The organism is Streptomyces cucumeris (assembly GCF_024295805.1).
Taxonomy (GTDB): Bacteria; Actinomycetota; Actinomycetes; order Streptomycetales; family Streptomycetaceae; genus Streptomyces; species Streptomyces cucumeris.
Genome location: NZ_JANCLX010000007.1, coordinates 236468 through 257817 on the forward strand (window position 1 = coordinate 236468; position 21350 = coordinate 257817).

Sequence of the window (21350 nt, forward strand, 5' to 3'; positions counted from 1 at the left end):
GCCCAGCATCTGGACGGGACTCGGGTGTCCTCCGGTTTTCAGGCCGCCGCGTTCTCGGTGGCGGCGATGGTCCTGCGCAGCAGGCGACGCGCGGTCTCCAGATCGGCGGCACGCCGGTCGAGGACGTCCAGTTGCTCGCGGAGGCCGGCCAGAACGCCGGGGCAGGGGCGCAGCGTCGCCTCGCCAGAGGTGCAGGGCAGGACCTGGCGGATGATCCGGGTGGGCAGACCGGCGGCCAGCAGGGCGCGGATGCGCCGCACCGTCTCCACCGTCGGGTCGCCGTACTCGCGATAACCGTTGGCGCGGCGCTCGGAGTGGATCAGCTCCATCCGCTCGTAGTAGCGCAGCAGGCGCTCACTGACTCCCGCACGACGCGACAGCTCCCCGATCAGCACGACGAACCCCTCCACCTTGACCTTCCAACGGTGTCAGGGAGCAACAGTGCACGGGTCGGCCGCATTCCGGGCCGATCGCGAATGAGGGAGTGAATCGTTGATCATCGATGCGCACAGCCACGTCCACGACCCCGTCGAGGCACATCTGGGGCTGCTGGACGAAGCCGGGGTGGACCGCGCCGTACTGTTCGCCACCCGCCCGCATCCGGAGCGGGCCGGCGACCTTGCCTCGCTGCGGCGGGAGATGGCGATCCTGGACGAGGCCATCGGGGGCCGGGCCGGCACGATCGAGAGGTATCGCGGCGCGTGGCGGGAACTGGACGCCGCACTCGCCGCACGGCCGGATCGGTTCATCGGCTTCCTGTCCGTACCGCTGGATCTGGAGCCGGAGCAGATCGCCGCGACCGTGGAACGTGAGGTCGTCGGACGCGGACTGCACGGGATCGGCGAACTGACGCCGCCGCCGGGGCGGGCAGCGATGATCGAACCGGTACTCCAGGCGGCTGCCGATTGCGGCCGACTGCCGGTCGTCGTGCACGGATTCGCCCCGACCACGGCGGACGATCTGACGACACTGTCGAAGCTCGCCAAGCGGTATCCGGCCGTTCCCCTGGTGGTCAGCCAGCTCGGAGGGCTGAACTGGATGCAGGCGGTCGAACTGGTCCGGGACACCCCGAATATGTACCTGGAACTGTCCACCGCCACCATCGTCTTCGCGGTCCGCCTGGCCATCAAGGAGATCCCGGACCGGACGCTGTTCGGCTCGGACGCCCCGTACGGTGACCCGGTGCTCACCCGGACCCTGGTGGAGCGGGTCACCAGCCCGGGCGAGGTACGCGACCGGGTGCTGGGCGGAACCATCGCCGCATTGGCCGGGCTCGGCTGAGACGGGCCCGGAGTCCCCGGTATGACCCCGGCCGCCGGAGCGCTTCGGTTGGCGACCCCTGGCGAACCCCTGGCGAACCCCGCCGGCCGATCACTCGGCCGGCCTGGGGTTCTTGCGCTGATTGGCCTGGAAGCGCGCCTTCTTCTGGCGATTCCCGCAGGTGTTCATCTCGCACCATCTGCGGGTGCGGCTCTGGCTGGCGTCGAAGAAGGCGGCCTGGCAGGTCGGTGAGGCGCACAAGGCCAGTTTTCCGTCTCGTTCGCCCGCGATGATGTCGACCGCGTCGGCGGCGATCACGCTGAGGGCATCGTCCACGGAGGACGCCGGGCCGAGCTGCCATCGCCGCGTGCCCTCGGGCGTCAGGATCGCCGCGGCCCGGCCCCGGGCGCTGAAGTCATTGATGACCCGGACAGCGGACGCGGGGAGAGCGTCCTGGAGCGCGGCCGCCGTCGCCGCGGCGTGGATCGACTCCCTCAGCTCCCGGGCGAGGTCGAGCTGGGCAGGGGTGCAGGAGTCCACGGCGAGGCCGTACACCGCCAGCCAGTCGACGAGTCGCTGCGGCACGGGAATGCGCTCCACGGCGTCGCCATGACGCTCCGAGAGCGTCCCCGTGAAGCTGGTCGCCAGCACCTTGCCGAGGCGGAATTCAGGAAACGCTGCACACATGGAACCACCTTAGCCGGTTGCGGCGCCGCTCGGAGGGCTGCTAGAACCGTCTTAGCCGGTTCCACAATGGCCAGGAGGTCTCATGCCCCGCCTCACCAGCGACGTCCAAGCGTTTAAAGCCCACGCGACTGACGCCGACCTCGACGATCTGCGTGCTCGACTGGCGGCGGCGCGGCTGCCGGAGGCCGAGACGGTCCATCGCGCCGCACCCGGCCCTCGCCGATGGGACCAGGGCGTTCCGCTCGCCGACCTCGTCGATGTCGTGGACTACTGGCGCACCGGGTACGACTGGCGGTCGTTCGAAGAGCGCCTCAACCGTGTCGGCCAGTTCCGCACGACCATTGATGATCTGGGGATCCACTTTCTGCACCGCCGGTCCGCGCGTGCGGATGCCACCCCTCTGGTCCTGACGCACGGGTGGCCGGACAGCATGGCCCGGTTCATCGATGTGGTGGACGAGCTGGCGGATCCGGACGACGCGGACGCACCGGCGTTCCACGTCGTGGTTCCGTCGCTGCCGGGGTTCGGTTACAGCGACAAGCCGGCCACCACCGGGTGGGGGACCGAGAAGATCGCGGTCGCATGGGTGGAACTGATGGAAAGGCTCGGCTACAGCACATTCGTGGCCCACGGCGGCGACTGGGGAGGAAATATCACCACGGTTCTCGCCGGCAGGTTCCCGGCGCACGTTCTCGGCATCCACACGACGTTCGCGGAGGGCCCGCCGGGGTTGACCATGGACGGGCTGACGACGGCCGAGCGCACGTGGGCCGAGGAGACCGACGATTTCTGGCGCCACCGCGCGGCGTACGCGAAGCAGCAGGCGACCCGGCCGCAGACCATCGGCTACTCGCTCGTCGACTCACCGGTCGGGCTTCTCGCCTGGATCCTCGACAAGTTCGCCGAGTGGACGGACACCGAGGACAGCCCGTTCGAAAGGATTTCCCGGGACCGCATTCTCGACAATGTCACCCTGTACTGGCTGACGCGGACCGGCGCATCGTCGGCCCGCATCTACTACGAGAGCCACAACTCGCTGGACCCCGGACTCCGGGTCGACGTCCCGTCAGCGATCACCATGTATCCCCGCGACGTCGAGAAGTGTCCGCGCCCCTGGGCACAGGAGCGGTACCGGCGGATCGTCCGATGGACGGAGCCCGAGACCGGGGGACATTTTCCGTCGCTGGAGGTTCCCGGCTATTTCGTCAACGATCTGCGGGAGGGTCTCGCGGCAGTGCTGGCCGCCCGTCGGTGAACGCGGCGGCCCACCCTCTACAACTCCCGTTCACCCGCGGGGTTGTCGCGCTCGGCGCGGTGGGCCCCGGTCAGCAGCAGGGCGCAGGCGAGGGCGAAGAGCGGCCAGGGCGTGAACGGGAGGACCACGGCGTCGACGGCGGTCCAGGCCGCCAGTGTCCAGGCGATGAACGCCGGTGGGGTGATGTCACGGCGGTCCAGCCACAGCACCGTCAGACCGATGAGGATGAGCGGTATGCCGAAGCTGGCCAGACTCAGCCAGTACGCACTGCCCGCCGGGGTCAGCTCCGCGAGGTCCTCGTCCCAGAGTCCGCCGCTGAACCACTCCCCGGCGTGGCGCGCGGCCTTCTGCACCGTCAAGGCGCCGATCGTATGCGCGGTGCCGCATAACGTGATGATCCAGCCAGCCCACTTGATCACCTGAGTTCTCCGTTCCCGCTCGCTCATGAAGGAGCTAGTTACGATACTGCAGTTTCGATACTTGCGTTCCGTATCATGAGGGCATGACCGCGAGAAGGCAACGGGGTGGCCGCCCCCGGGACAGTCGGGTGGACCACGAGATCCTGCGGACCACGCGTGAACTGCTCGATGAGGTCGGCTATCCGGCCCTGACCGTGGACCGGGTGGCGGCGCGCGCCGGGGTGGGCAAGGCGGCGATCTACCGCCGCTACGCCTCCAAGGCCGAGATGGCGTTCGTCGCCACCGTGCACGAGCAGGAGCTGCCCGCGCCGGTCGCCACCGGCTCCCTGCGGGGGGACCTGCTGGCGCTGGTCCGCGCGTTCCACGCCCGGATGGCCGCCCCGGCGGCCCGGCAGCTTGCACCGGCCCTGATCGGCGAACTCGCCGTCAATCCCGAACTGCGGGCCCGGTTCCAGGACACCTTCCTGGCCACCGAACAGGCCACCTTCGCCGACATCATCGAACAGGCCGTGGCCCGCGGCGAACTGGCCGGGGCCGTCGACCCGGCGATGGCCCATCTGCTGCTGCTCGGCTCCCTGGCATCCGGCCTGTACATCCTCGACCTGCCCGTCGACGACGCGATGGTCACCGACCTCGCCACCGCGGCCGCGGCGGGCATCACCGCCCTGGCCGACCGGTCCGGGAGCTCAAGCGCGAGCACCGTATGACCGACCGCGTTCTGGAACTGTTGCGCACCCGGCCGGAACTGGCCGAACCGGCCGCGTTTCCCTTCGGCTTCGATGTGCACCGGGCCTACCACGGTGAGGCGGTGCATCTGGCGTCCGGTGCGTCACTGGAGCCCATCGCCGGTGACGACTCCGGCGGCACATACTTCCTGTCCGGGGGAACGGCCGTGCTCCACGCCTCCCCCGACGGGGCCGCGGCGCTGTTCGCCGACGGTGTGGGTGAGGCGATCGAGATCCTGGTCCGGCTGCCCCGGTGGTGCGAGACCCTCGCCACCGGACTGGACGAGGAGGAGCTCCGTGCTGCGATACGCACGGCGGACCAGGAGGCGCGGGAGGAGTTCGCCCCGGACCTGGACGCGCGGCGAGCGGCGCTGATCGGGGGGCTGGGCCTGCCGGACCGCCCACTGGTCGAACTCCTCGCCCGGTCGGAGTCGGCCACCCGGCGCACCGAGCCGGACCATGTCCTGCTCAACTCCCGGGATCTGTACGCCTACCGGCTGGATGCATCCTTCCGGCAGCCGCTGCGCGACATCGTTCTCGGCCCCGGACGGGCGGCGCTGGAGCGGCTGCGCTCCGGCGATCCCGGCGCACGGGAGGAGGCGGCGGGGGATCCGGGCTTGCGGGCGGGGGTGCTGCGCGCGGCGCGGTACGACCGCCGTGACGGTGATCTGCCGCTGCTGCGGTTCCTGCTGGAACGTGAGGCCGCGGAGCGGTCCGAGTGGTACGAGGAGCGGTGGCTGGCCGCGGCCCTGGTGGCCGCGCACGGGCTGGACGAGGACCTCCCGCTGCTGCGGTCGGTCACCACCGGGCAGATCACCGATACCGCGGGGGCGGTGGAGTGGGCCGCGCGGGCCGTGGCCGCGGAGAGCGAGCTCACCTGGATCGAACTGGCCCACCGGCAGGGCCGCATCGAGCATGCCCGGGTCGCGCTCATCCGCCTGCTGGACGCCACGGGTCCGGACGCGGACCGGCTCCGGAAGCTGCGCGAAGCGCTGGAGCGCCTCGGCGACCACGCGCAGGCGGCCCGCGCCCAGATCAGCTTTCTCTCGCTCCAGGACACCGCCCGTGACCGGGCCTCGGCGGCGTATGTGCTGGCTCGTCTGGAGCGCCGCAAGGGCGACCTCGATGCGGCGGCCCGTGCGCTGGAACGGGCGCGGGCGGCGGTCGGCGCCGGAGGCACACCGCCGGACGGGACGGTCGAGGAGTGGCACCGCCGGGGGCTCGGCCGCCTGATCACCCAACAGCATCTGGAGCTGGTGCTCGCCGCGGTCGAGGCGGGCGATACGGACCTCGCCCGCACGACGATGGCCCACGGCCGGCTTCTGCTGAAGGTGATCGCCAAGGGCTGGGCGAAGGAGCTCGGCCCGCTGTCCACCCGGGCGAAATGGGCGGTGGCCGGGCTCCGTGCGTCCGGTGGAGGGCCATGAGTTCCGCGTCCTCGCCCCGTCCGAGACGCATTGCGCAGCACTTGTGCACTCGCCGCTAACGCCCTCCCGGTGGCGGACCCGGCAGTCTGTTGATGTACCTGCCGGACCAATGGGGGGCGGGAGCACGAGGCGCTGGAAACACAGCCGCCCCGGGCTGCCCGGAGCAGGACGTGCCGCGCGGGACATCCGGCAGCGGTGCGCCTGCCGACACCCCCAGGCAGACATCGAATGAAGAACCGCAGAATGCGGACAAAAACGGGAGGCTTGTGTGCGTATGAGGATTTCCGGTAGATCGATGGTTCTCGGCTTCGCGAGCGCGGCACTCGCCGTAGGCAGCCTCGTTGCGCCGGCCGCCGCAAACGGCGCTCAGACCGCGACGGGTACCGCGGATGGCTCCGAACTCGGTCAGGTCACCACCCATCAGCGCGGTGACGGCACGAAGCCGCCCGCGGAGCTGGGGAACCCCTCTGAATGGGGTGTGGCGAAGATCAAGGTGAACAGTTCAGCGCACTCCGTCAGGCCGGACCAGGAGGCCTGCGTTCCCACCAGTGGCGGCAAGTGGTGCTACGGCTGGAGGACCACGACAAGCGGCAAGTACTGCTACTCGAACTACTTGCACGGGTCGAAGTGGCACGCGTCCTCGGTGAAGATCGCCGGCTCCAAGCGCTCCAGCGGTTGGGTCAAACCCGGCAGCGCCTCCAACGCCCACCTCACGCTGGGCTTGGCCTACACCTGCTACACCTACTTCAAGATCCGTTAGGTTCTGCTCCCCGCATCAAGCGGTGACTCCTCGGCGGCCGGGGTGGGTTGGTGCACCACCACTTCGGAACCGCCGAGGAGGTACCGGGGCTGCTGCGGCGCCGTGGCGCGTTTCGGAATCGCCGCCCAACCCACCGCCCGGCACAGCAGGGCGGACAATGCACTCACCCTCGTACAGGGATTCCCCGTTTCTCGTTCACGCGTTCGGCGTGACGTCATACTGGCACCTCGCTGATCTCGGGGAGGGCCGGGCATGGACACCGGAGCGACGGCCGGCCACAGGTGCCGACTGGCCGCGGAGGCGCTGCCGGAGGGGCTGGGTCATGAGCCGAGCCGGGCGTTCCTGACCGGGTGCGGGCTGCCCGGGCACGCCGCCGACCTCGACTTCACCGCGCTGCGCACGGGCACCCTGGAGCCCTTCACCACCCGTGGCGGCCGACTGGTCGGTGAGGGACGGCTGTTGGTGCTCGGCAGCACCGACTACTGCGGCAGCCGGGTGGTGCTCGACGGGGACACCGGCGCGGTGCTGCTGGCCGAGTGGGCCGGGAGCATGCGCCACCCGGAGGCGGCGGCGGACGCGGGTACGGGGCTCGTCCACGATCCGCTCGCCTCCTCCCTGTCCGCCCTCGTGGAGCTGATCGGCATCTGTGAGTGGGTGTCGGAGACCGCGCGGGACGCCGACGCCTACGACGGGCGCCGCGGACCGGACGTCATGGCCGAGGTGATCGAGGCCGCCGCGGGGCGGCTGCGCACCGCCGACCCTGAGCTGTTCGGCGCCGGGGCCGCCCCCGCGCACTGGCGCACCTGTCTGCTGGTGCGCTCCCTGGCCTGGGGCGCCCGGCCCGGTCCGGCGGACGGGCCGGCGTACGCCTTCGGCCCGGACCTGGTGCGGGATCTCGCCCGGCTGGACGGTGATGACCGGGTGCGCCGCTACCGCCCGGAGGAACTGCCGGACCGGCTCACCCATGAACCGACCCGGCGGCTGCTCACCGAGGCCGGACTGCCGCTCGGCGGCGAGCTGTTCAGCGTCGGTGAGGAGCCCCTGCGCACCATGGCGGAGGCCCATCCGGACGCCTTCACGACGGCGGACGGCGAGGGCTTCGCCGCGGCGTCCGGCCGCGCCCACCAGCGTGACTTCCTCGCCCTCGGCTGGTGGCCGCACGATCTCGCGGTCGCGCTCGACGGCGCCACCGGACGGCTGGAACTCCCGGACTGGTACGGGGAGGGCGAACCCGCGGCCTATCTGAACCGGGATCTGTCGGCGCTGCTGTACGCCTGGTGGATCTACGAGCGGCTGCGCAAGGAGTGGTACCGCTGGGACCACGGCGCCGCCGCGGAGACCTGGCGGGTCTTCGACCCGTTCGCGCTGCTGAGCAGCCGGGTCGACACGATGGTGGAGGCGGTGGACCCGGAGGCGTTCCGGACCCCGGCCCATTCGTGGCGGATGCTCGCCGAGGATCCGTACACCGGCGGGCTGCTGTCCAACTGAGCCTGCCGGACCACTGGCCGGGACACGACCGCCCCGGCCGGGAGATCCGGCCGGGGCGGTGCGGGTCACGGCGCCGGGGCGCTCACGCCGGCGTCAGCCGGGGTCCGGCGTCAGCCGAGGGTCGCGAGGGCCTGGTTGAGCGTGGCCGACGGCCGCATGACCGCCGACGCCTTGGCCGCGTCGGGCTGGTAGTAGCCACCGATCTCGGCGGGCGATCCCTGAACGGCGATCAGCTCGTCGACGATGGTCTGCTCCTGCTCGGTGAGCGTCTTGGCCAGAGCCGCGAACGCGCCCGCGAGCTCGGCGTCATCGGTCTGCCGGGCCAGCTCCTGGGCCCAGTACAGGGCCAGGTAGAAGTGGCTGCCGCGGTTGTCGATCCCGCCGACGCGACGGCTGGGCGACTTGTTCTCGTTGAGGAACGAGCCGGTGGCGCGGTCCAGGGTGTCGGCGAGCACCTGGGCGCGCGCGTTGCCCGTCTTCACCGCGAGGTGCTCGAAGCTGACCGCGAGGGCCAGGAACTCACCCAGGCTGTCCCAGCGCAGGTAGTTCTCCTTGACGAGCTGCTGGACGTGCTTGGGGGCCGAACCGCCCGCGCCCGTCTCGAACAGCCCGCCGCCGTTGATCAGCGGGACCACGGAGAGCATCTTGGCGCTGGTGCCGAGCTCGAGGATCGGGAACAGGTCGGTCAGGTAGTCACGCAGGACGTTGCCGGTGACCGAGATGGTGTTCTCACCGCGGCGGATGCGCTCGAGCGAGAACTCGATCGCCTCGACGGGCGAAAGGATCTTGATCTCGAGGCCCTCGGTGTCGTGCTCGGGCAGGTACGCCTTGACCTTCTCGATGAGGTTGGCGTCGTGGGCACGGCCCTCGTCCAGCCAGAACACGGCCGGGTCGCCGGTGGCGCGGGCACGGGTGACGGCCAGCTTGACCCAGTCGCGGATCGGCACGTCCTTGGTCTGGCACATCCGGAAGATGTCACCGGCGCCGACGACCTGCTCCAGCACCACGTTCCCGGCGCCGTCCAGGACGCGCACGGTGCCGGTGGTGGGGATCTCGAAGGTCTTGTCGTGGCTGCCGTACTCCTCGGCCTTCTGCGCCATCAGACCGACGTTGGGCACCGAGCCCATGGTGGCCGGGTCGAAGGCGCCGTTGGCGCGGCAGTCGTCGATGACGACCTGGTAGATCCCGGCGTAGCTGCTGTCCGGGATGACCGCGAGGGTGTCGGCCTCCTCGCCGTCCGGACCCCACATGTGGCCGGAGGTGCGGATCATCGCGGGCATGGAGGCGTCCACGATGACGTCGCTCGGGACGTGCAGGTTGGTGATGCCGCGGTCGGAGTCGACCATGGCCAGCTCCGGGCCCTCGGCCAGCTCGGCGTCGAAGGACGCCTTGATCGCCGGGCCCTCGGGGAGGGACTCCAGGCCCTTGAGGATGCCGCCGAGGCCGTCGTTCGGGGTCAGGCCGGCCGCGGCCAGGGTCTCACCGTGGGCGGCGAAGGTCTTCGGGAAGAACGCGCGCACCGCGTGGCCGAAGACGATCGGGTCGGAGACCTTCATCATCGTGGCCTTCAGGTGCAGCGAGAACAGCACACCCTCGGACTTGGCGCGGGCGACCTGCGCGGCGAGGAACTCCCGCAGCACGGCCACGCGCATCACGGAGGCGTCCACGACCTCGCCCGCGAGCACCGGTACCGACTCGCGCAGCACGGTGGTGGAGCCGTCGTCACCGGTCAGCTCGATACGCAGCGAGCCGTCCTCGGCGATGACGGCGGACTTCTCGGTGGAGCGGAAGTCGTCGCCGTCCATGTGGACGACATTGGTCTTGGAGTCTGCCGTCCAGGCGCCCATGCGGTGCGGGTGCGCCTTGGCGTAGTTCTTGACCGAGGCGGGGGCGCGGCGGTCGGAGTTGCCCTCGCGCAGCACCGGGTTGACGGCGCTGCCCTTGACCTTGTCGTAGCGGGCGCGGATGTCGCGCTCCTCGTCGGTCTTGGGGTCGTCCGGGTAGTCCGGGAGCGCGTAGCCCTGCTGCTGGAGCTCGGCGACCGCGGCCTTGAGCTGCGGGATGGACGCCGAGATGTTCGGCAGCTTGATGATGTTCGCCTCGGGCGTCTTGGCGAGTTCGCCCAGTTCGGCGAGGGCGTCGGGGATCCGCTGGCTCTCCTCGAGGCGCTCGGGGAACTGAGCGATGATCCGTCCGGCCAGGGAGATGTCCCGGCGCTCGACGGTGACCCCGGCGGTCGAGGCGTAGGCCTCGATCACGGGCAGGAAGGAATACGTCGCGAGGGCCGGGGCCTCGTCGGTGTGCGTGTAGATGATCGTCGAGTCAGTCACCGGGTGCTCCGCTCCTCCACGTCTGCAACATTGCTCGACATCAAGATATCTCGTGTTCGGGCCCCTCTCGAAAGGGCCCTCGGGAATCGGCCGTGTGATGCCGCGCATGTGCGCGGAAGGCGCCGGTGGCGGGGTGGGTGGGGATCCGGGGGGTGACGAGGTGGACGGTGACGGGGGCCGCGTCCTCCAGCGGGAGATAGCGGATCCCGGGGTGCGGATGGCTGTGCTCGGTGCCCTCGGCGGTGACACCGACGGCCTCGCCGGTGGCGATCACGGTGAGCCATTCGTCCACGTTGGCCACCTCGAAGGTGTGCGGACGGCTGCCCTCCGGCCAGAGTCCGGCCCCGGAGGTGGCCGCGGTGGCGCACAGGACCACCTGTTCACCGGCGAGATCGGCCAGCCGGAGTGCGGAGCGGCGGGCGAGCGAACCGCCGCTCGGTGTACAGCGCGAGCGCGGTCAGCCCGGCGTCGTCCGGGGGCGGGGTGCGCAGGAAGGCGGCGTCCAGCTCACCGCGGCGCAGGGCGGCCTCGGGGTCGTCGCGGCGGTGCACCCGGACCGGGACACCGGGGTGGTCCTCGCGCCAGGTGCGCAGCAGGGGCACGGTGTGACGGCCGAGGGCGGCCCAGGCGAAGCCGATCCGCAGGGGCCGCGGCCCGGCGGCGGTGGTGGCCTCGATCAGCGCCTCGTCGAGCTGGTTGAGGATGCGGTGGGAGTGCTCCCACAGCCGCCGCCCTGCGTCGGTGAGGGACAGCCGCCGGGTGGTGCGCTCCACCAGCCGGGTGCCGGTCCGGCTCTCCAGCTGGTCCAGGGTGCGGGAGAGCGCGGGCTGGCTGATGTGCAGTGCGGCGGCGGCGCCGGTGATGGTGCCCTCGTCGCCGATGGCCGCAAGGGCCCGCAGATGGCGCAGCTCCACATTCATAACCACCCAGCATAAGTGCAGCGCAAACGGTATTTCTCAGGGTGTGGGGAGGGGATCTAGCGTCACCGGTATGAGGATTCTTGTCATAGGGGCCGCCGGAAAGCTGGGCACGGCCGTCACCGAGGCGCTGACCGGGCGCGGCCACGAGGTGCTCACCGCCGGGCGCGGCAGTGGTGAGCTGCGGTACGACATCACCGATCCGGAGCGGATCACCGCGCTGTACGAACGGGCCGGACGACTGGACGCGGTGGTCAGCGCGGCGGGCGACGTGCCGTACAAGCCGGTGACGGAGATGGCGCCGGAGGACTATCTGTCGGCGTTCCGGGGGAAGGTGCTCAGCCAGCTCGAACTGGTGCGGCAGGGTGTGCCGCGGATCGCCGACCGCGGTTCGTTCACGCTGATCACCGGGGTGCTGGCCCGGGAGCCGATTCCGGCCGGCAGTGCGGCGTCCATGGCCAACGGCGCGGTGGAGGCATTCGTCCGGGCGGCGGCCATCGAGATCGCCCCGCAGCGGATCAACGCGGTGAGCCCGACGGTCTTCACCGAGAGCCTGGCGGACTACGGGGACTTCTTCCCGGGGATGGAGCCGGTCGGCCTGGCCCGGGTGGCCCAGGCGTACATCCGGTCCGTGGAGGGTGCCCAGACTGGGCAGATCTACCAGCTCCCCTAGAAGGTTCCTATAAATCTTCGGCGTCGGTCTCGGCACCGTGCGCCATGTGATCACCCTCAACTCCCCTGACAGATTGGCTGTTGAGACATGATCCCCACCATCGTCATCGATATACGGGGTTGTGTCACTACGACAAAGGGGGTTGTTGAATGTCCATAACGCACACCCGTACGGCCGCGAACGCGGAACCGGTGCTGGTCACCGGGCTGGGGGCCACCACACCGCTGGGCGGGGACGTGACCTCGACCTGGGAGGCGATGCTGGCCGGGCGGTCGGGGATCGTCCCGATCGAGGAGGAGTGGGCGGCCGGGCTGCCGGTACGGATCGCGGGCCGCCTCGCGGTCGAGCCCACCGAGGTGATGGACCGGGTCCAGGCGCGGCGGCTGGACCGCTGTCAGCAGATCGCGCTGATCGCGGCGCGGGAGGCATGGGCGGACGCGGAGCGGCCCGGGGTCGATCCGGAGCGGCTGGCCGTGGTGATCGGGACCGGCACCGGCGGGGCGCTGACCATGCTGGGTCAGGACGATGTCCTGGAGCGGTCCGGTGTGCGGCGGGTCTCGCCGCACACCGTGCCGATGCTGATGGCGAACGGGCCCGCGGCATGGGTCAGTATCGAGCTGGGCGCACGCGGGGGCGCCCACACCCCGGTCAGCGCCTGTGCGTCGGGGGCCGAGGCCATCGCGATGGGACTGGATCTGATCCGTCTCGGCCGGGCCGACGTGGTGGTGGCGGGCGGCACCGAAGCCTGTGTCCACGCCCTGCCGATGGCGGGGTTCGCCCAGGCCAGGGCGCATTCGACACGTAATGACGAACCCGCCCTGGCCTCCCGCCCGTTCGATGTGGACCGCGATGGCTTCGTCATCGGGGAGGGCGCGGCGGTGGTCGTGCTGGAGCGCGCGGGGTTCGCCGCGGCGCGGACGGCCCGTGCCCATGCGGCGCTCGCGGGCGCGGGGGTCACGTCGGACGCGTTCCACATCACCGCGGGCCACCCCGAGGGCCAGGTGCGCGCGATGCGGGGGGCGCTGGCGGCGGCGGGGCTGTCCCCGCGCGACATCGGGCACGTCCACGCGCACGCCACCTCGACCCCCAAGGGCGATCTGGTCGAGGCGCGGTCCGTCACCGAGGCCGTCGGGACACATCCGGCCGTCACCGCGACCAAGTCGATGACCGGCCATCTCTTCGGGGCGGCGGGGGCGGTGGGCGCGCTGGCGGCGGTCCTCGCGGTACGTGACGGCGTGATCCCACCGACCCGCAACCTGGACGCGCTGGACCCGGAGGTGGGGCTCGACGTGGTGGCGGGCGGACCGCGGCGGGGCGCGCTGACGGCTGCGCTGGCGAACTCCTTCGGATTCGGCGGCCACAACGCCTCGCTGGTCTTCACCTCCGCGCCCTGACGCGGGGCGGCCGGTCCGGACGGGGGCCACCGCCGGACCGGCCGCTTCATCCCCACGTACTCAGGGGGCGGGCGGCTGCCGCGGTCAGAGGATGATGCGCAGGGTGAGCCGGGTCTCGGTCTCGCTGGTGTTGACGGCCTCGATGACGCCGTGGGCGGTGCGGTAGCGCCCGGTGCCCCCGGTGATCGCGACGGTGACCTCACCGGGTCCGGCCGCGGTGACCGAGACCAGACCCTGGAGGGTGAGGTCCCCGCCGGGGAGGGTGAGGGTGCCCACGCACTGCTGGTCGAAGGAGTCGGGCTCGGGGCCGACCCGGGTCAGGGTGCAGACCTCGCCGAACCGTCCGAACAGGGCGGGCCCCCGCAGCAGGTCCCCGGCCAGGACGAGTTCGTCCCCCTGGCTCGTACCCGGGTCGCCGTGGTCGATGAAGGTGGTCTGGGTCTGCCGCGCGACCAGTTCGAGGACTTCGGTCCGGTGGCCGCCCGCCGGGTGGCCACCGCCGGGAACGGAACCGGCGGCCACCGCCGGGGCGGCCTGGACGAGCGTGGTGATGAGCGCGGCGGCACTCAGGGCGAGGGGGGCGAAGCGGCGCATCGTACGACTCCGTAAGGTCCGGGGAGCCGTTCGGTCCGGCCCCGTGCCGGACCGCGGACCCGGCTCCGCCGTCAGCCTCGCCCGGTTCGCACTCCCCGGCGACCTGACAAGATCATCCAGGTGAACCACCGCCCCGTGAGCGCCCGGTCAGCGCAGGGCGTCCGCGTCGATCCGCAGCCGCCACTGACCCGGTTGGCCGGTGAGGACGAGGGTGGCCAGTGGCTGGATGTCGACGTTCCAGTAGCAGTGCGGGGGCGCCTTGAGGGCGTACATCATGGCCGCGCGGATCACCCCGGGGTCGGCGACGGCGAGCATCTTGCTGTGTTCCTCGGCCGGGCGGGTGTCCAGCCAGCCGCCGACCCGGGTGATGAATTCCAGCAGTGATTCACCGCCGTGCGGGGCGGAGCACGGATCGGTGAGCCAGGCGTCCACCGTGGCCGGTTCGCGCGCCATCACATCCGCCAGGGTGCGGCCCCGCCAGCGGCCCATATCGCAGTCGCGCAGGGCGAGCTGGACGAGCGGGGTGAAGCCGAGGGCGCCGCCGGTCTCCCGGCTGCGCGGCGAGGGCGAGCAGTAGCGCAGCTCCGCCGCGGCCAGCGGGAGCAGGGCGGGCGCGGCCCGCTCCACGGCGATGCGGCCCTCCACGTCCAGGGGCCGCTCGTCCTCGAACCGTTCACCGAGCCGGGAGGAGCTGCGGGCGGCGGCTATCAGTGTGAGCCGGAACGTCATCCCGGCATCGTATTCACCCCTCGGCGCGGGCGGACGGTTGCCGGGAGAAGAGGAGGTTCATCCACTGGGAGGGGTCATCCAGCGGTTCGAAGCCCACCTTGGCGTAGACACCGTGGGCATCGTCGGTGGCCAGCAGGATACGGCGGGTCCCGTACGGCGCGAGATGGTCACGGACGGCGGCGACCAGGTCGGAGCCCACCCCCTTGCCGCGCACCGAGCGGTCGACGTAGACATCGCACAGCCAGGAGAAGGTGGCGTAGTCGGTGACGATGCGGGCGTAGGCGACCTGGGCGCCCGACGCGGTGTCGTAGACGCCGAAGTTGAGCGAGGAGGCGATCGCCCGGTCCTGTGTCTCCCGGCTGCGGCCGATCGCCCAGTAGGCGTCGGTGGACAGCCAGTGGTGGATCCGGGCCGGATCGAGCCGCGCCGGATCGGTGGATATCTCGAAGCCGTCGTTCATGGGGTGTTCCTATCAGCCGCCGGGCGGCGCGGCGACCGAATTGCCGCCGGGCTCCGGGGGTGGCCGGGCACCGGGCGGTCCGCTCAGCCGAGCACCTCGGCACAGGCGGTACGGAGCCTGCGGACGCCCTCGGCCAGCTCACCGGCCCCGGCCACCGAGGCGAAGCTCAGCCGCACATGCGGCGCGGGCGGTTCGGCGCAGAAGTAGGGGCGGCCGTGGGCGACAGCGACCCCGGCGCGCAGCGCGGCGGCGGCCAGCGCGGCATCATCGGTGTACTGGGGCAGCCGCAGCCACAGGAGGTAGCCGCCGGGCGGGACGTGCGCCAGGTGGAGACCGGGCAGCTCCTGTCCGAGGGCGGTGACCATCGTCTGGCGCCGGGCCCGCAACTCGCTGGCGACGGTCCGCAGATGGCGGGGCCAGGCGGGGGCACCGACCAGTTCCAGGGCGGCTTCCTGCAACGGCCGGGGGACGAAGAAGCTGTCGACGACCTGGATCGCGCGCAGCCGCTCGAAGGCGGGGCCACGGGCGGCCAGCGCCCCCACCCGCAGACTGGGCGAGGTGGCCTTGGTGAGCGAGCGGACGTGGACCACCACCCCGTCGGGGTCGTCCGCGGCGAGCGGGGCGGCCAGCGGCGGGGAGTCCTCGTGGACCAGCAGGCGGGCGAAGTCGTCCTCCACCACGAAGGCGCCCGCCTCGCGGGCGATGCGCAGCACCTCGGCCCGCCGCCCGGCGGCCAGGCTCGCCCCGGTCGGATTCTGGAAGAGCGGCTGGCAGACGAAGACCCGGGCGCCGCTGGCACGCAGCGCCTCGGCGAGGAGATCGGTGCGCACCCCGTCGGTGTCCACCGGCACCGGTACCGGGCGGAGTCCGGAGGCACGGGCGGCGGCCAGCATGCCGGGGTAGGTGGGGGACTCGACGAGCACCGGGGCGCCGGGCGGGGCGAGGGCGCGCAGTGCGCAGGTGAGCGCGGCCTGGCCGCCCGCCGTGATCAGGACATCGCCGGCGGCGAGGGTGCCGGCCGGACCGCCGATCTCCCGGGCGAACCAGTCCCGCAGTTCGGTGAGCCCCTCCATGGGCGGGCGGCCCCAGGCACCGGGCCGCCGTCCGGCGCGGGCGAGGGCCGCGGCCAAGGCACGTTCGGGCTGGAGGGAGGGGTGAAGATAGCCGCCGTTGAGCTCCAGGGTGCCGGGCAGCGGGGCGGCGAGTGTGGCGAGCACCCCCGAGGCGTCGACCGAGCGGGGGACGGACTCGCCCGCCGTCTCCACGCTCAGGGCGATCTCCTGCCAGGAGGTGTCGCCGGGGCGTGGCGTCCCGGGAGTGGAACGGACGGCACGGAAGGCACCGGCGCCGGGGCGGGTGACCACCAGTCCCTCGGCGGCGAGGACGGCGAGGGCGCGGGAGACCGTCACCGGGCTCACCCGATGGCGCTCCATCAGGGCCCGGCTGGATGGCAGCTTCTCACCCGGCGAGTAGCGGTTCAGCTCTTTCCGCAGCGTATCGGCCAGCTCGGTCACACTGCTACGCTCATGCATGACAGCACAGGATAGCGCTACCGCTCCCCGCACGATAGCGGTGCACCAGGGCGACGGACCGCGGCCGGGCGGCACCGCACCCACCGAGGGCTCCGGAACCGGCACCCTGCTCGCCGCGCTCGGCGTGGCCGCCTTCTCCCTCACCTTCCCCGCCACCGCCTGGGGTCTGGAGGGACTCGGGCCCTGGTCGGTGACCACCTGCCGGATGGTGCTCGCCGCGCTGGTCGCGGGCAGCGCGCTGCTCGCGCTGCGGGTGCCGCTGCCGCCCCGCCGCCACTGGGCCGGTCTCGCGGTGGTGGCCGCCGGGGTGGTGGTGGGCTTCCCGCTGCTGACCACGCTGGCACTGCAGACCTCCACCACCTCCCATGCGGCCGTGGTCGTCGGACTGCTGCCGCTGACCACCGCCGCCTTTTCCGCCGTGCGCACCGGGGTGCGGCCGTCCCGGCTGTTCTGGACGGCGGCACTGGCCGGGGCCGCGGTGGTGATCGCCTTCGCGGTGCAGCAGAGCGGCGGCGCCCCGACCACCGGCGATCTGTATCTGTTCGCCGCGCTGCTGGTGTGCGCGGCGGGCTACACCGAGGGTGGACGGCTGGCCGGCCATATGCCCGGCTGGCAGGTGATCGGCTGGGCCCTGGTCGGATGTCTGCCGCTCGCCGTGGTGGGCGCGGCCCTGTCGCTGCGGTTCGAACCGGTCCACCTCGGTTTCCACGCCGTCGCCGGACTGCTGTGGCTCGCGGTGGGCTCGCAGTTCCTGGGGCTGCTGGTCTGGTACCGCGGGATGGCCGCCATCGGGGTGGCCCGTGCCAGCCAGCTCCAGCTGGCCCAGCCGCTGCTGACTCTGGTGTGGTCGGTGCTGCTGCTCGACGAGGACCTCTCCCCCGCCGCCCCGGCCGCCGCGGTCGCGGTGCTGGTGTGCATCGGGGCGACCCAGCGGGCCCGGATGACGGAGAAGACCGGGGGGAACGGCATCCGGGCAGGCGCAAACCCGGAGGAGCGGCCATAAACTGGCCACAGGGATTGCCCTCCGGAAAGCCGTAGGAGGTCATGCAGATGGAGGCCACCGTAGGCGACAAACTGCTGGTGCACGGCAGGGTTGTCGGCATTCACGACCGGACCGCGGAAATCATCGAAGTGCTCGGGGACCACGGCGAACCGCCCTACCGAGTCCGCTACGAGGACGACGGCCATGAGTGCCTGTTCTCCCCCGGCCCGGACTCGATCGTCCGCCACCTGTCCACCGGACCGCGGCGCTAGGCCCTGTCCTACCGCGGGACCGGCTCGGCGGGAGCGGCTCAGCGGGGCGGGCGGACCCGGCACCCGTAGTGGTCGGCGACCACACGCGCCATGGCGCCGTTGCGGTCGGCGGCCACTTCCTTGGCCGAGAAGAAGACATTGCCGCGGACCTGGGGGAAGTCCCGGTCGAAGGTGAGATGGCGGGACAGCTCCGCCGGGTCCTGCCAGGGGGCGGGCTGTGCCGGATCACCCGCCTTGTAGAGCGCCTCGCCGATGTACAGCCGCACCCCGGTGCCGCGCACCACGTCCGCCCACCACGGCACCAGCTTGGCGTAGTCCGCGGCGGCGAAGCCGATGTTCCAGTAGACCTGCGGCACCACGTAGTCCAGCCAGCCCCGCCGCACCCAGCCGCGGGTGTCCGCGTAGAGGTCGTCGTAGGTCTGCACCCCGGCGGTGGTCTGCGAGCCGCGCGGATCGGTGGCCGCGTTGCGCCAGACGGCGAACGGGCTGATACCGAACCGCACCCCGCGCCCCAGCCGCCTGATCCGCGCGGCCGTCTCGCTCACCAGGCGGTCGATGTTGTCCCGGCGCCAGGCGGCCCGGTCCGGGAAGCCCGTGCCGTGGCGCGCAAAGGCGTCGTCGTCGTCGAAGACCTGGCCCGCGACGGGATAGGGGTAGAAGTAGTCGTCCCAGTGGACGGCGTCGATGCCATAGCGGACGACCGCGTCCAGCATCGCGTCCTGGACGAAGCGGCGGACCTCGGGCAGTCCGGGGTTGTAGTAGAGCTTCCCCCCGTAGCGCACGACCCACTCGGGATGGCGCCGGGCGGGGTGGGTGGGGACCAGCCTGCCGGGGTCGGTGTGGTTGGCGATGCGGTAGGGGTTGAACCAGGCGTGCAGCTCCAGACCGCGCCGGTGCGCCTCGCGCACGGCGGTGCCCAGCGGGTCCCAGCCCGGGTCCCGGCCCTGGGCGCCGGTCAGGTACTCCGCCCACGGCTCGTACGGTGAGGGCCACAGCGCGTCGGCGGTCGGCCGCACCTGGAAGATCACCGCGTTGAGCCTGCGCCGTACGGCGGTGTCGAGGAAGGCGAGCAGTTCCGCCCGCTGCTGCTCGGCGGGGAGGCCGGGCCGGGAGGGCCAGTCCCGGTTGGCGACGGTGGCCAGCCACATCCCGCGGAGCTCACGGCGCTGCCGCGCGGCCCGCCCGGCGGCCAGCGCCTCACCCGCCGTGCCGGCGCCCGCGAGCGCCCCGGCCGCCGCCACCGTCAGACTTCTGCGTGTGATCCGCCCCATGGCCGTCTCCTCGCTCGCCGCTCGCCGATACTCCCGCTGTCGCTGGTAACTCCCGCTGATGATGCGGCCGTTGCGGGCCCGGAGGCAATGCCTCCCGCGGTTCCCGCGACGGCCTGATCCGGCGGTCGCCGCACCCCGGTGACTTCACTCTTCCCGCGCGGGCGCCCGGCCGCGCGCGTCCGCGCGGAAACGGGTGGTGACGGAGGGGTGACAGGGGACGGAGGGCTCCTGGTGAATCCGGCCCCGCCCCGTCCCCCGGCCATAACCGGGGGGTAACGTCTGGGGCGGCAGGGGGACGACACAGCCGGCAGACAGATCAGTGATCAGCGAAAGGCACGATGTGACCGACATCGAACGCGTCGGAGTGGTGGGCTGCGGCCAGATGGGCGCGGGCATCGCGGAGGTGTGCGCCCGTTCCGGCCTGGACGTCATGGTCGCGGAGACCACCGGCGAGGCCCTGGAGATAGGGCGGACCCGCCTGACCAACTCCCTCGGCAAGGCCGCCGAACGCGGCAAGATCACCGAGGAGGAGCGGGACGCGACGCTGGCCCGGCTGAGCTTCACCACCGATCTGGGGGAGTTCGCCGACCGCGATCTGGTCATCGAGGCCGTCGTGGAGAACGAGCAGGTCAAGACCGAGATCTTCCAGGTGCTCGATCAGGTGGTGACCCGCCCGGACGCGATCCTGGCCTCCAACACCTCCTCGATCCCGCTGGTCAAGCTGGCCGTCGCCACCTCGCGGCCGGACCATGTCATCGGTATCCACTTCTTCAACCCGGCCCCGGTGCAGGCGCTGGTGGAGCTGATCCCGGCGCTGACCACCAGCGAGGAGACCCTCAAGCGCGCCGAGGCGCTGGTCCACGACGTCCTCGGCAAGCACGCCATCCGGGCCCAGGACCGCTCCGGTTTCGTGGTCAACGCACTGCTCATCCCGTACCTGCTGTCCGCGATCCGGATGTTCGAGTCCGGGATCGCCAGCCGTGAGGACATCGACAACGGCATGGAGCTGGGCTGCGCCCACCCCATGGGCCCGCTGAAGCTGTCCGATCTGATCGGCCTGGACACCATCGCGGCCATCGCCGACTCGATGTACTCCGAGTACAAGGAACCGCTGTACGCCGCTCCCCCGCTGCTGCTGCGCATGGTGGACGCGGGACGTATGGGCCGTAAGACCGGCTCCGGCTTCTACCTGTACTGATCCCACCGCCGCGCGCCACGGGCCCGTGTCCTTCCCTCCGGGGCGGGAGCGGGCCCGGCGGTCAGTCGGAGGAGTCCAGGTCCTGTCCGGCGTCCGCGCCCAGGATCCCGTCCAGCTCGGAGATCTCCCCGACCAGCCGGTGGACATCACCGCTGCCCTCCAGCGCCACCAGCACCTCGGCGATGCCCCGGTCGTCCGGGCGGCGCTCCTCCTCGGCGCGCACCGTCCGGGTCGGCCGGTCCCGGCCCTTCCAGGGCGCCCGGTCCACCCGCACCCGCAGCACCCGGAACCCGGCGGCGGTGCACAGCTCCAGCACCCGGGGCAGCAGTCCGCCGCCGATCCGGTAGGCGAGCTGCACCTCCACCTGCTCCTCCGCCCAGACGGCCGGGAGGTGCCGGGTCACCATCGGATAGCCGCGCACCACCAGGAAGTGGACCGCGGTGGCCGCCGTGGCCAGCAGTGCAAGACCACCGCCGCAGGCCATACCCACCGCACAGGTGAGCCAGATGGTCGCCGCGGTGGTCAGCCCCTTGACGGCGTCCCGGCGGACGAAGATCAGGCCACCGCCGATGAAGCCGATCCCGGAGACGATCTGCGCCGCCACCCGGGACGGGTCCAGGGTGACGTGGTCGCGCAGCAGCACATCGGCGAAGCCGTACTGCGAGACCTGCATGAACAGCGCGCTGCCCACACCGACCAGGGTGTGGGTGCGCAGCCCCGCGCTCTTCTGCTGGACGGCCCGCTCCAGCCCGATCAGCGTGGAGAGCACCAGCGCGATGCCCAGCTCGGCGAACTGCCGCGCCCCCTGGTCGGCGGAGAAGTCCCACAGCGGGGCGGCGATCGTGTGCACGGATAGCCCTCCCTGCTCACTCTGTGCAAAGCCCAGCCCATGCCTGCCCCGAGTACCCAGGGACCGGCCGGACAACGTGGCAACCGGAAGGGGAAACGGAGCGGCGGGGCCGTAGCGCGCCGACGTT

At 71.8% G+C, this 21350-nt stretch carries 21 protein-coding genes and 1 pseudogene; 11 read left to right on the forward strand and 11 right to left on the reverse strand.

Annotation, left to right across the window (positions count from 1 at the left end):
- Positions 1-38: 38 nt before the first annotated feature.
- The gene (locus NMK44_RS13610; RefSeq protein WP_374215266.1) at positions 39-410 is read right to left on the reverse strand and encodes a MerR family transcriptional regulator; all 372 of its coding nucleotides are present in this window, start codon (positions 408-410) and stop codon (positions 39-41) included.
- Positions 411-492: 82 nt separating this feature from the next.
- Between NMK44_RS13610 and NMK44_RS13615 the strand changes: the two genes are divergently transcribed.
- The gene (locus NMK44_RS13615) at positions 493-1281 is read left to right on the forward strand and encodes an amidohydrolase family protein (protein WP_254742304.1); all 789 of its coding nucleotides are present in this window, start codon (positions 493-495) and stop codon (positions 1279-1281) included.
- Positions 1282-1371: 90 nt separating this feature from the next.
- Here NMK44_RS13615 and NMK44_RS13620 read toward each other — a convergent pair whose 3' ends face one another.
- The gene (locus tag NMK44_RS13620; RefSeq protein WP_254742307.1) at positions 1372-1947 is read right to left on the reverse strand and encodes a CGNR zinc finger domain-containing protein; all 576 of its coding nucleotides are present in this window, start codon (positions 1945-1947) and stop codon (positions 1372-1374) included.
- 82 nt (positions 1948-2029) lie between these two features.
- Here NMK44_RS13620 and NMK44_RS13625 point away from each other — a divergent pair, with 82 nt between their 5' ends.
- Positions 2030-3202 carry an epoxide hydrolase family protein gene (locus NMK44_RS13625; protein WP_254742310.1) on the forward strand — a complete coding sequence of 391 codons (1173 nt, stop codon included), beginning with the start codon at positions 2030-2032 and terminating at the stop codon, positions 3200-3202.
- 17 nt (positions 3203-3219) lie between these two features.
- Here NMK44_RS13625 and NMK44_RS13630 read toward each other — a convergent pair whose 3' ends face one another.
- The gene (locus NMK44_RS13630; RefSeq protein WP_302888142.1) at positions 3220-3648 is read right to left on the reverse strand and encodes a DUF6463 family protein; all 429 of its coding nucleotides are present in this window, start codon (positions 3646-3648) and stop codon (positions 3220-3222) included.
- A 56-nt stretch (positions 3649-3704) separates the two neighbouring features.
- Between NMK44_RS13630 and NMK44_RS13635 the strand changes: the two genes are divergently transcribed.
- From NMK44_RS13635 to NMK44_RS13650, 4 genes are all read left to right on the forward strand, one after another.
- On the forward strand, positions 3705-4328 hold the full coding sequence (locus NMK44_RS13635) for a TetR/AcrR family transcriptional regulator (RefSeq protein ID WP_254742313.1): 624 nt from the start codon (positions 3705-3707) through the stop codon (positions 4326-4328).
- On the forward strand, positions 4325-5773 hold the full coding sequence (locus NMK44_RS13640; protein WP_254742316.1) for a hypothetical protein: 1449 nt from the start codon (positions 4325-4327) through the stop codon (positions 5771-5773). The genes NMK44_RS13635 and NMK44_RS13640 overlap by 4 nt, the downstream gene beginning before the upstream one ends.
- A gap of 295 nt (positions 5774-6068) precedes the next feature.
- Positions 6069-6533: a lactococcin 972 family bacteriocin gene (locus tag NMK44_RS13645; protein ID WP_254742319.1), complete on the forward strand. Its 465-nt coding sequence runs from the start codon at positions 6069-6071 to the stop codon at positions 6531-6533.
- Between the two features lie 252 nt (positions 6534-6785).
- Positions 6786-8021, forward strand: coding sequence for an SUKH-4 family immunity protein (locus NMK44_RS13650; RefSeq protein WP_254742322.1), 1236 nt, complete (start codon positions 6786-6788; stop codon positions 8019-8021).
- A 110-nt stretch (positions 8022-8131) separates the two neighbouring features.
- On the opposite strand, the gene NMK44_RS13655 is transcribed toward NMK44_RS13650, so the two are convergent.
- A complete protein-coding gene (locus tag NMK44_RS13655; RefSeq protein ID WP_254742325.1) occupies positions 8132-10351 on the reverse strand; it encodes an NADP-dependent isocitrate dehydrogenase in 2220 nt (739 codons plus the stop codon).
- A gap of 40 nt (positions 10352-10391) precedes the next feature.
- Positions 10392-11271 (reverse strand): annotated as a pseudogene (locus tag NMK44_RS13660) (LysR family transcriptional regulator).
- Between the two features lie 70 nt (positions 11272-11341).
- On the opposite strand from NMK44_RS13660, the gene NMK44_RS13665 reads away from it, so the two are divergent.
- Positions 11342-11941 carry a short chain dehydrogenase gene (locus NMK44_RS13665; protein ID WP_254742327.1) on the forward strand — a complete coding sequence of 200 codons (600 nt, stop codon included), beginning with the start codon at positions 11342-11344 and terminating at the stop codon, positions 11939-11941.
- 149 nt (positions 11942-12090) lie between these two features.
- Positions 12091-13335, forward strand: coding sequence for a beta-ketoacyl-[acyl-carrier-protein] synthase family protein (locus NMK44_RS13670; RefSeq protein ID WP_254742329.1), 1245 nt, complete (start codon positions 12091-12093; stop codon positions 13333-13335).
- Between the two features lie 84 nt (positions 13336-13419).
- Here NMK44_RS13670 and NMK44_RS13675 read toward each other — a convergent pair whose 3' ends face one another.
- From NMK44_RS13675 to NMK44_RS13690, 4 genes are all read right to left on the reverse strand, one after another.
- Entirely contained in the window at positions 13420-13929 is a 510-nt protein-coding gene (locus NMK44_RS13675; RefSeq protein WP_254742331.1) for an allene oxide cyclase barrel-like domain-containing protein, read from the reverse strand.
- Positions 13930-14076: 147 nt separating this feature from the next.
- The gene (locus NMK44_RS13680; protein WP_254742333.1) at positions 14077-14658 is read right to left on the reverse strand and encodes a histidine phosphatase family protein; all 582 of its coding nucleotides are present in this window, start codon (positions 14656-14658) and stop codon (positions 14077-14079) included.
- Between the two features lie 13 nt (positions 14659-14671).
- Positions 14672-15118, reverse strand: coding sequence for a GNAT family N-acetyltransferase (locus NMK44_RS13685; protein WP_254742335.1), 447 nt, complete (start codon positions 15116-15118; stop codon positions 14672-14674).
- 83 nt (positions 15119-15201) lie between these two features.
- Entirely contained in the window at positions 15202-16650 is a 1449-nt protein-coding gene (locus NMK44_RS13690; protein ID WP_254742337.1) for an aminotransferase-like domain-containing protein, read from the reverse strand.
- Here NMK44_RS13690 and NMK44_RS13695 point away from each other — a divergent pair.
- Both NMK44_RS13695 and NMK44_RS13700 read left to right on the forward strand, forming a co-directional pair.
- Positions 16649-17653 carry a DMT family transporter gene (locus NMK44_RS13695; RefSeq protein WP_254742338.1) on the forward strand — a complete coding sequence of 335 codons (1005 nt, stop codon included), beginning with the start codon at positions 16649-16651 and terminating at the stop codon, positions 17651-17653. The genes NMK44_RS13690 and NMK44_RS13695 overlap by 2 nt on opposite strands.
- 47 nt (positions 17654-17700) lie before the next feature.
- Positions 17701-17904, forward strand: coding sequence for a DUF1918 domain-containing protein (locus NMK44_RS13700; RefSeq protein ID WP_254742341.1), 204 nt, complete (start codon positions 17701-17703; stop codon positions 17902-17904).
- A 38-nt stretch (positions 17905-17942) separates the two neighbouring features.
- On the opposite strand, the gene NMK44_RS13705 is transcribed toward NMK44_RS13700, so the two are convergent.
- Positions 17943-19175: a glycoside hydrolase family 10-like protein gene (locus NMK44_RS13705; RefSeq protein ID WP_254742343.1), complete on the reverse strand. Its 1233-nt coding sequence runs from the start codon at positions 19173-19175 to the stop codon at positions 17943-17945.
- A 340-nt stretch (positions 19176-19515) separates the two neighbouring features.
- Here NMK44_RS13705 and NMK44_RS13710 point away from each other — a divergent pair, with 340 nt between their 5' ends.
- A complete protein-coding gene (locus NMK44_RS13710) occupies positions 19516-20373 on the forward strand; it encodes a 3-hydroxybutyryl-CoA dehydrogenase (protein WP_254742346.1) in 858 nt (285 codons plus the stop codon).
- Between the two features lie 61 nt (positions 20374-20434).
- On the opposite strand, the gene NMK44_RS13715 is transcribed toward NMK44_RS13710, so the two are convergent.
- Positions 20435-21223 (reverse strand): MgtC/SapB family protein, encoded by a 789-nt coding sequence (locus tag NMK44_RS13715; RefSeq protein ID WP_254742348.1) that lies wholly within the window; start codon positions 21221-21223, stop codon positions 20435-20437.
- Between the last annotated feature and the right edge of the window lie 127 nt (positions 21224-21350).

What these genes read in the sequence shown, in the direction of transcription:
- NMK44_RS13620 (WP_254742307.1), bottom strand. Translation starts at nt 1,947, where the DNA reads ATGTGTGCAGCGTTTCCTGAATTCCGCCTCGGCAAGGTGCTGGCGACC.
- NMK44_RS13625 (WP_254742310.1), top strand. Translation starts at nt 2,030, where the DNA reads ATGCCCCGCCTCACCAGCGACGTCCAAGCGTTTAAAGCCCACGCGACT.
- NMK44_RS13630 (WP_302888142.1), bottom strand. Translation starts at nt 3,648, where the DNA reads ATGAGCGAGCGGGAACGGAGAACTCAGGTGATCAAGTGGGCTGGCTGG.
- NMK44_RS13635 (WP_254742313.1), top strand. Translation starts at nt 3,705, where the DNA reads ATGACCGCGAGAAGGCAACGGGGTGGCCGCCCCCGGGACAGTCGGGTG.
- NMK44_RS13640 (WP_254742316.1), top strand. Translation starts at nt 4,325, where the DNA reads ATGACCGACCGCGTTCTGGAACTGTTGCGCACCCGGCCGGAACTGGCC.
- NMK44_RS13645 (WP_254742319.1), top strand. Translation starts at nt 6,069, where the DNA reads ATGGTTCTCGGCTTCGCGAGCGCGGCACTCGCCGTAGGCAGCCTCGTT.
- NMK44_RS13650 (WP_254742322.1), top strand. Translation starts at nt 6,786, where the DNA reads ATGGACACCGGAGCGACGGCCGGCCACAGGTGCCGACTGGCCGCGGAG.
- NMK44_RS13665 (WP_254742327.1), top strand. Translation starts at nt 11,342, where the DNA reads ATGAGGATTCTTGTCATAGGGGCCGCCGGAAAGCTGGGCACGGCCGTC.
- NMK44_RS13670 (WP_254742329.1), top strand. Translation starts at nt 12,091, where the DNA reads ATGTCCATAACGCACACCCGTACGGCCGCGAACGCGGAACCGGTGCTG.
- NMK44_RS13675 (WP_254742331.1), bottom strand. Translation starts at nt 13,929, where the DNA reads ATGCGCCGCTTCGCCCCCCTCGCCCTGAGTGCCGCCGCGCTCATCACC.
- NMK44_RS13680 (WP_254742333.1), bottom strand. Translation starts at nt 14,658, where the DNA reads ATGACGTTCCGGCTCACACTGATAGCCGCCGCCCGCAGCTCCTCCCGG.
- NMK44_RS13685 (WP_254742335.1), bottom strand. Translation starts at nt 15,118, where the DNA reads ATGAACGACGGCTTCGAGATATCCACCGATCCGGCGCGGCTCGATCCG.
- NMK44_RS13695 (WP_254742338.1), top strand. Translation starts at nt 16,649, where the DNA reads ATGACAGCACAGGATAGCGCTACCGCTCCCCGCACGATAGCGGTGCAC.
- NMK44_RS13690 (WP_254742337.1), bottom strand. Translation starts at nt 16,650, where the DNA reads ATGCATGAGCGTAGCAGTGTGACCGAGCTGGCCGATACGCTGCGGAAA.
- NMK44_RS13700 (WP_254742341.1), top strand. Translation starts at nt 17,701, where the DNA reads ATGGAGGCCACCGTAGGCGACAAACTGCTGGTGCACGGCAGGGTTGTC.
- NMK44_RS13705 (WP_254742343.1), bottom strand. Translation starts at nt 19,175, where the DNA reads ATGGGGCGGATCACACGCAGAAGTCTGACGGTGGCGGCGGCCGGGGCG.